General features: G+C 40.1%; 7 protein-coding genes. 3 read left to right on the forward strand and 4 right to left on the reverse strand.

Translation table 11 applies throughout. The features are described from left to right. Position 1: 1 nt before the first annotated feature. The 4 genes from coaBC to JCM10991_RS06520 all read right to left on the reverse strand — a co-directional run bounded on the left by coaBC (position 2) and on the right by JCM10991_RS06520 (position 4,255). Positions 2 to 1,189 (reverse strand): bifunctional phosphopantothenoylcysteine decarboxylase/phosphopantothenate--cysteine ligase CoaBC, encoded by a 1,188-nt coding sequence (coaBC, locus tag JCM10991_RS06505; protein WP_025020902.1) that lies wholly within the window; start codon positions 1,187 to 1,189, stop codon positions 2 to 4. A gap of 131 nt (positions 1,190 to 1,320) precedes the next feature. Then, positions 1,321 to 2,160: a hypothetical protein gene (locus JCM10991_RS06510; protein ID WP_025020903.1), complete on the reverse strand. Its 840-nt coding sequence runs from the start codon at positions 2,158 to 2,160 to the stop codon at positions 1,321 to 1,323. A 36-nt stretch (positions 2,161 to 2,196) separates the two neighbouring features. After that, positions 2,197 to 2,829: a helix-turn-helix domain-containing protein gene (locus tag JCM10991_RS06515; RefSeq protein WP_025020904.1), complete on the reverse strand. Its 633-nt coding sequence runs from the start codon at positions 2,827 to 2,829 to the stop codon at positions 2,197 to 2,199. A 79-nt stretch (positions 2,830 to 2,908) separates the two neighbouring features. Further along, positions 2,909 to 4,255: a helix-turn-helix domain-containing protein gene (locus tag JCM10991_RS06520; RefSeq protein ID WP_025020905.1), complete on the reverse strand. Its 1,347-nt coding sequence runs from the start codon at positions 4,253 to 4,255 to the stop codon at positions 2,909 to 2,911. Between the two features lie 232 nt (positions 4,256 to 4,487). Here JCM10991_RS06520 and JCM10991_RS06525 point away from each other — a divergent pair, with 232 nt between their 5' ends. From JCM10991_RS06525 to tnpC, 3 genes are all read left to right on the forward strand, one after another. Continuing rightward, entirely contained in the window at positions 4,488 to 4,676 is a 189-nt protein-coding gene (locus tag JCM10991_RS06525; RefSeq protein WP_025020906.1) for a hypothetical protein, read from the forward strand. Beyond that, on the forward strand, positions 4,666 to 5,022 hold the full coding sequence (tnpB, locus tag JCM10991_RS06530) for an IS66 family insertion sequence element accessory protein TnpB (RefSeq protein ID WP_025020907.1): 357 nt from the start codon (positions 4,666 to 4,668) through the stop codon (positions 5,020 to 5,022). Before JCM10991_RS06525 ends, tnpB begins: the two co-directional genes overlap by 11 nt. 69 nt (positions 5,023 to 5,091) lie before the next feature. Further along, the gene (gene tnpC, locus JCM10991_RS06535; protein ID WP_025020908.1) at positions 5,092 to 6,642 is read left to right on the forward strand and encodes an IS66 family transposase; all 1,551 of its coding nucleotides are present in this window, start codon (positions 5,092 to 5,094) and stop codon (positions 6,640 to 6,642) included. Positions 6,643 to 6,774: the final 132 nt, after the last annotated feature.

Consider the following 6,774-nt stretch of genomic DNA (forward strand, 5'->3'; position numbering starts at 1 on the left):
TTTACCAGCCTTGCCGGGCTTTAATTTCATCGAGAATGGCTTGGGCAATTTGGTGCTTTTGGGCCTTGTTAATCTTGCGAGGTGCTTGCTGAGACGCTAAGAATGTAACTTCATTTTGATCACTATTAAAACCAATATCACTGCGACTCACATCGTTAGCCACTAACAAATCAAGGTTCTTTTTCGCCAGCTTTTTTTGCCCATTTGCGATTAAATCTTGGGTTTCGGCCGCAAAACCGACCAAGAATTGGTGGGTCTTCGCTTGACCGAGACCTTGGAGGATATCAACATTTTTTTTGAGTTCTAAGTGCCAGACATCCTGGTTCTTTTTAATCTTTTGCGACGCGGTTTGCACTGGTAAATAGTCGGCCACCGCCGCCGCCATAATCACCACATCAGCTTGGGCATAGACTTGATTGACCTTGACTTGCATCTCTTGAGCCGTCCGTACGGGCTGAAAGTCTACCCCTGTTGGGGGAGTTAAGTTTGTTGGTCCGGAAATCAAAGTCACGTGCGCGCCACGGGCTTGGGCGATTTGAGCTAAGGCGTAACCCATCTTACCACTGGATTTATTAGTTAAGTAACGAACTGGATCCAGATCTTCTTGGGTACCACCAGCCGTAATAACAATCCGTTTTTCCTGAAGGTCTTGTGATTGAAAACTTTCGTCAATAGCTTGGCTAATTTCTATCGGTTCAGGCATCCGCCCTTTCGCAGCATAACCTTCAGCTAAAAAACCATGCGCGGGTTCTAAGACTCGCTTGCCATCAGCCTTTAGTTGGGCAATGTTGCGTTGGGTCGCAGGATTTTCCCACATATGGTCATTCATCGCTGGTACAACCAGAATTGGACCCGGCGTCGCTAAGAGCGTGGTTGATACAAAATCATCTGCTAAGCCCTGAGCCATTTTGGCGATAATATTAGCCGTAGCGGGGACTACCACCGCTAAGTCTGCCCATTGTGCTAAATGTACGTGAGGAACATATGCTACTTTTTGCAAGGTGAAGTCAGTATAAACATCTTGTTTGGTTAAAACTTGCATGGTATCGACCGTCACATACTTTTGCGCATTTTGGGTCAAGGCGACTCTTACCTGATAACCCTTTTTAATTAAATCACGTGCTAATAAAGGAACCTTGTAGGCGGCAATTCCGCCGGTCACATAGAGGACTATCTTTTTTGTTGTCACGAATACCATCCTTTCTTTTTCAGTCTCAACTCCTATTGTATCAATTTTTAGGGGAATTTAAAACAACTAGCTCAGGGCAAAGAATCCCAACCCTTCTTACAAGGATTGGGATTCAGCTAAATTGATATTTATTAATCTACCGCCAAAATTTTATCTAGCTCATAAGCCAGTTGCCGGCGGTCGGACTCATACTTGTACTTGCGTAGTTTAGGCAAAATATACAAGGCCCGGTTAGGAACTATATAGTACAATTCCGTATAAGGACCAAAATCTCGTCCCCTAAAGAGCTCAAATACACGTGGCGCCGCACAAATAATCTGCGGTGCTTTCGTTTGGAGTTCTGAGAGCTTATTTTGTCGCGGAGAAAAGCTAATAAGTTGGTCATTTTTACCAATAAAATAGCCTTGTAGCTTCGCAACTGATTCATATAAAAGTGGGCTATCATCAGCGATGACAATCCGACAACCTAACTTAAGATGGCGTAAATAATAATTTTGCAAGTTCAGGGCAAAACTCCGACAGACCGGCTTTTGTACGCGGTAATTCAGGCAGTGCTCCAGGTCTTGGCAAATCGCGTGCTTAAGCGGTGGGTAGATATCCATTTTTTCGTTAGCTTCTGTCTCCAGACAACTTTCCAGATGGAAACGGTCTCCGCCCGCTAAAGTTTCAGCATAAAGCTCTAAAATATTCATTTGCAAGCTCACATCTGGTTGCACCTGATATTTTTCCCTCAAGAGCTGATCTAGTGCTTGGTAATTAGGATTCCGTAATAAATAGCCATAAAAGCGGGTAATAATTTCTGGATTATCATCCCCTAAAGACCCATAAAGAGGATTATCCGTTAAGAGATACACGTACAACAAGTAGCAAACCGTCCCCGGACAAAGCACATAACCTGGTTGATGGAAATACTCACTTTGCTGCAAGTCTTTTTGGAAACGCTGGTAAAGTTCATCTTTTTCCAGTGCCAAAAATAGCTGATCAGAAACCTTAATTTCCCTATCATATTACGCCCGCCGTTTACCAATCGCCACTAAGCGTTCAAAGTATTGCCAGTAAGCTTGGTTAGCCATCAAAGAATCAACATCTAAACGTGGGTTGGTTTGGACGATAAACTTCGCAAGTGCCAATTTTTCTTCAGTACGGTAATCAGTATAAATCGGAACCTGAAACTTAATTTCTAACAGGGCAATCAAAAGCCGCAGATTTAACTCCGAACCAGTCAAGCCCTTCTCAGTTAGGACTAAATCATAACTCGCCAAAACTTTATTAGCTTTATGTCGTAGCTTATAGGCCATGGATTGCGAAATGTTGAGCTGCATCTCCATGGCCACCATGGAAATCTTACCTTCATTTTTTAAAAACAGCTGTAAATAGCGCATAAGGTTATCATCATTATAAATCCGCGCACGAATCTCGCACATCTGCGCCGTGGTCATCTTAGCGGTAACTTCCCTGCGCGTCATATCCACCTCTAACCCATAGTGTTCCCGAAGGCCGTTAATTACTTCGATTACTTGGTACTTTCGGATTTTTAAATCCCGAGCCAGTTCCTGATAAGTACGCTTGGCCTTGCGATTTAAAATCTCCACAAGCAATACCCGCCGGTTAGTTACGGGATTTATATAATCATTTAACATACCATCACCTTCCTAAGAATATTGTAATTTGAGTATCAAATTGCCGTAAGAGCACCTCTAAAAATCGTTGATAAACCTCTCACATCATAGCTAAAGTCTGGCTTTTGACCATTCGGATTACAACTGTATTTGGTCCAAGACTGAATTGGTCAAGATATTCCCAAAAATCAGGTGTGACGATAATCAACTGGTTACCTTGCGCCGTTAAAGTCGTCATCGTGGCTTGGTTAGGAACAATCTTGCAAATTTCATAGGCGTCCCCTGATAAAGCCATATCAGACTTCAGCGTTTCATAAATCGTGTGGCCATTTTCTAAAATATTGATGGGACAACGTAAATCTAACTGTTCCATAAAGTAACCTTGTAAGACCATGGCAACCTTGCGCAAATAAACATCTGGCACAGGCGTCGTGAAACTTCGCTTAAAAACTTGCTTAACTAACCGATATAATAACGGGTGTACCTCTTGATCACGTTGGGCAAAGTAAGTTTCAAATTCACGTTCTTCACGGAAAAGATACTGATCAAACAAGTTTTCCCGGTAAATATCAAATAAAAGATGACGCAAGATATCACTGTTGTAAAAGTCAGTCTTAAAAGTGGTTTCTAAATTGGCTTTAAGTCTACGATAATGTGAACTTGAAAAAGCATAATCGTACAATTTTTGACGACTTTCCGCAGTAAATTTACTATGGAAAAACATCGTCTTAGTAATGACCATCACCCCAGCCAAATAATTAATAAAAGTTACTTCGCTATTTAAGCTAAGTTGAGAGAAGTCCACATACTTATTAATTTCATCCCGAATATAGTCACTCAGCCACCACTTTTGGGTACCGATATCCCTTTGAAAAACCGGTGATTCTACTAAAGGATATCCCTTGTGTTCACGGATGATTCCGATGATAACCAACTTTTCAAAATAGCTCCATTGACGCGGATTATCCAATACATTTTGTCGGTCCAAACCACCATTAGCCTGAGTGATCCAGTCATAAATCCAACGGTAATCATGCTTATCATAGTGATAAATTTCCAAACCATACTTGGATTCCAAAATGGCAATTAGCATGCGCATCTTCATTTCATCACCAACAACTATCCCTCTAACAACTTCTAGGCCATAGTTACTGAGCGCTTGCTTAATTTTTTTCATTAAGCGATAACCGGTAGACTGCGAAATCATCAGTTCTTTACTAATTTGCGTCATATTCTTTTTCCGGCGATTCAATAACAATTGCCGTAAACAACGGAAAAATAAAGACGAATTATAAAGCTGCTTCGCAATTTCTTCTACCTTATAATATTCTGTTTGCAGATGTACAACATCATCTTGAACCCCAAAACTTAGCTGATAATTATCGCGTAAATCAGCTAGTATTTCTAATAATTGGTAGCGCTGAATCCCAATATCTTCACAGAGCATATCATAAGAAAACTTTTATTCTACGTTGATTGTTTCAAGGATTAAAACTTCACGTCTAATCATTAATTCGACATAATCACTTAACATAAATTCTACCCCCTACAATCAAAATTCCCCAATACATTGCTAAGTGTTACTCTGTAAGCACAGCTCAACAACCGCATATTTAACTCGGTAAGAATACCTCCTATACTAGGTGCATAGAGCAAATAGTACAGGAGGTATTTTTAACATGGAAGAAAAAAATGAAATCGTACCAGTTAACTTTAAACCTAAGGCATCTAAAAAGTTTATTGGCCCAAAAAGTACACAAAAAGTAGCTGAAATTAGAATTAGAGGAATGCGTATTACATTATTTGATGGTGCAAGTTTAGAATTATCAAGGGAATTACTGAAGGTGGTGAATAACAATGTTGATTAATTATCATGCGCCAAAGCATTTGTACGTAGTATGCGGAAAAACTGACTTACGTAAAGGAATTGATAGCCTTGCGATCCTAGTGTCTGAAAATTATGACCTAGACGTTTTTGAAGACTCATTATTCTTATTTTGTGGAAACAGAAATGACCGTTTCAAAGGTTTATACTGGGACGGTGAAGGTTTTACCCTTCTGTATAAACGCTTTGAAAATGGCCGACTTCAGTGGCCACGAGACAGCCAAGAAACTAAGGAGCTTACTGCTCAACAAATTGACTGGCTTTTAGAAGGCCTAAACCCACTACCTAAAAAGCTAATTCGACCTGCGCCAAGGGGAAGTTTTTACTAATTCCTCTACTATTTGGTGGTCTATTTTGATACAATCGAATATATTAACAGGAAAGGTGGTGAATAACATATGTCAAGTAAAACAGTAAAGGAGCCTCAAACACTTGAAGAAGCCTTAGAGATTATCAAAAGTCTTCTCGAAGACAATGAGCATCTTGAAGAGCAAATCAAGCTGATGCGTGGCCAACGTTTTGGAAAAAAAACGGAAGTCATAAATAAAAATCAGCTAACTTTATTTGATTATGAGGAAAACTCAAGTGATGACAACAAAGTTGTCCAAGAAGCTTACACCGAGACTAAGGTTATTCATCATCGAGCAAAAGTCACACCATCAAATGATAGTTCTAGGCAGAGAATGCTTGATAAACTTAAACAATGTGACATTACTCATAAGCCTGAATCTACAGTATGTTCAGAGTGTGGGGAAGAGATGCAGAAAATTGGTGTAACTCTCTCCTATAGAGAAACCCACATTCAACCAGCCGAGATAGTGTGTCATAATCATTATGAAGAGTCTTATAAATGTAATTCTTGCCATCCTAAAGGTAATGATAAAATCATTCATGGTGGGACTCCGTCCCGACCTTTATTTGCGCACAGCTACATTTCTGGTAGCGTCATGGCAATGATTTTGCATTATAAATATGAATTGGCCTTACCAACCCGTCGGCAGCAGATTATTTGGCGATCCTACGGATTACCGCTTGATACCAAACAAATGTCGTCCGCTATTATTAAGGTTGCGCTCAACTACTTACAGCCTCTATATGACAAGCTTAGAGAATGCATCATGGATGAAAAAGTTATTCATATGGATGAAACACCGTTCAAAGTTCTTGAGGTTGAAGAGAGACAAATGTCATTTTTCTGGGCTCTAAGGACTACCCAAGAGTTTTCAAAGCATGACGTAGCTTACTTTCGATACTCAGATACTAGAGGTTCAAATAATATTGCGGAAATTATTAACAATGACTTCGCGGTTGGTATCATGTGTGACGGACACAGAGCATACAATTCTGACCGGTATCCGAATATAGAATTCGGTACATGCGTAGTGCATATTCGGCGTCCTTTTGTCAATATAATTAAAGCTTTAAAAGGAATGAAAAATTCAAAAGCTAAGGTAGTGGTCCGAATTTTCCGGAGTATCTTTAAAAGTGAACGTAGTTTTCTAAAAAAGCCAGAGAGTGAAAGAACTCCAGAAAATAAATTGCGACATCGCCAGAAATATCAGGGGAAGATAACCATTCTCTACGAGTATTTAAATTCGATAACCGCTGTGGGGGCTTTAAAAAAGGCAATTAACCACGCAAATAAGCAGCGATCACGCTTAGAGGCAATATTCAAGAATCCGTATATGCCACTAACTAATAACCCTGTTGAGCAAGCTATACGACCCTCTACTTTAATTAGGAAAAATAGCTTATTTGCGAAATCAAGAGATGGTGCTGAAGCGAACGCCGTCATGTACACTCTAGTTCAAACGGCTAAACTTAATGGCCTGGATGTATTGAAGTATTTCCAATTTTTAATGCGAAAAGTGCAACTCCGTGAACCACTGGATGTCATGGCATGCTTACCTTGGAGCCGTGAGGCTCAAATGAAGTGTACCCTCGACTGATTTGAAGCCGCCAAACTAAAAAGCGACACAACGCTAAATTTTTTAAAATTAGCTGTTGTGCCGCTATTTGTGTTTCTGTCATATTTTAGGTCCTAACACGTCATTACGCCGTGCTTACGTTACTCTTTATCA

The sequence above is a fragment of the Ligilactobacillus equi DSM 15833 = JCM 10991 genome, from assembly GCF_000615765.1.
Taxonomy (GTDB): Bacteria; Bacillota; Bacilli; order Lactobacillales; family Lactobacillaceae; genus Ligilactobacillus; species Ligilactobacillus equi.

Bases quoted from the DNA above. Each gene is read 5' to 3' on its own strand.
- JCM10991_RS06515 (WP_025020904.1), bottom strand. From the start codon at position 2,829: ATGTTAAATGATTATATAAATCCCGTAACTAACCGGCGGGTATTGCTT.
- tnpC (WP_025020908.1), top strand. From the start codon at position 5,092: ATGTCAAGTAAAACAGTAAAGGAGCCTCAAACACTTGAAGAAGCCTTA.
- tnpB (WP_025020907.1), top strand. From the start codon at position 4,666: ATGTTGATTAATTATCATGCGCCAAAGCATTTGTACGTAGTATGCGGA.
- JCM10991_RS06520 (WP_025020905.1), bottom strand. From the start codon at position 4,255: ATGCTCTGTGAAGATATTGGGATTCAGCGCTACCAATTATTAGAAATA.
- JCM10991_RS06525 (WP_025020906.1), top strand. From the start codon at position 4,488: ATGGAAGAAAAAAATGAAATCGTACCAGTTAACTTTAAACCTAAGGCA.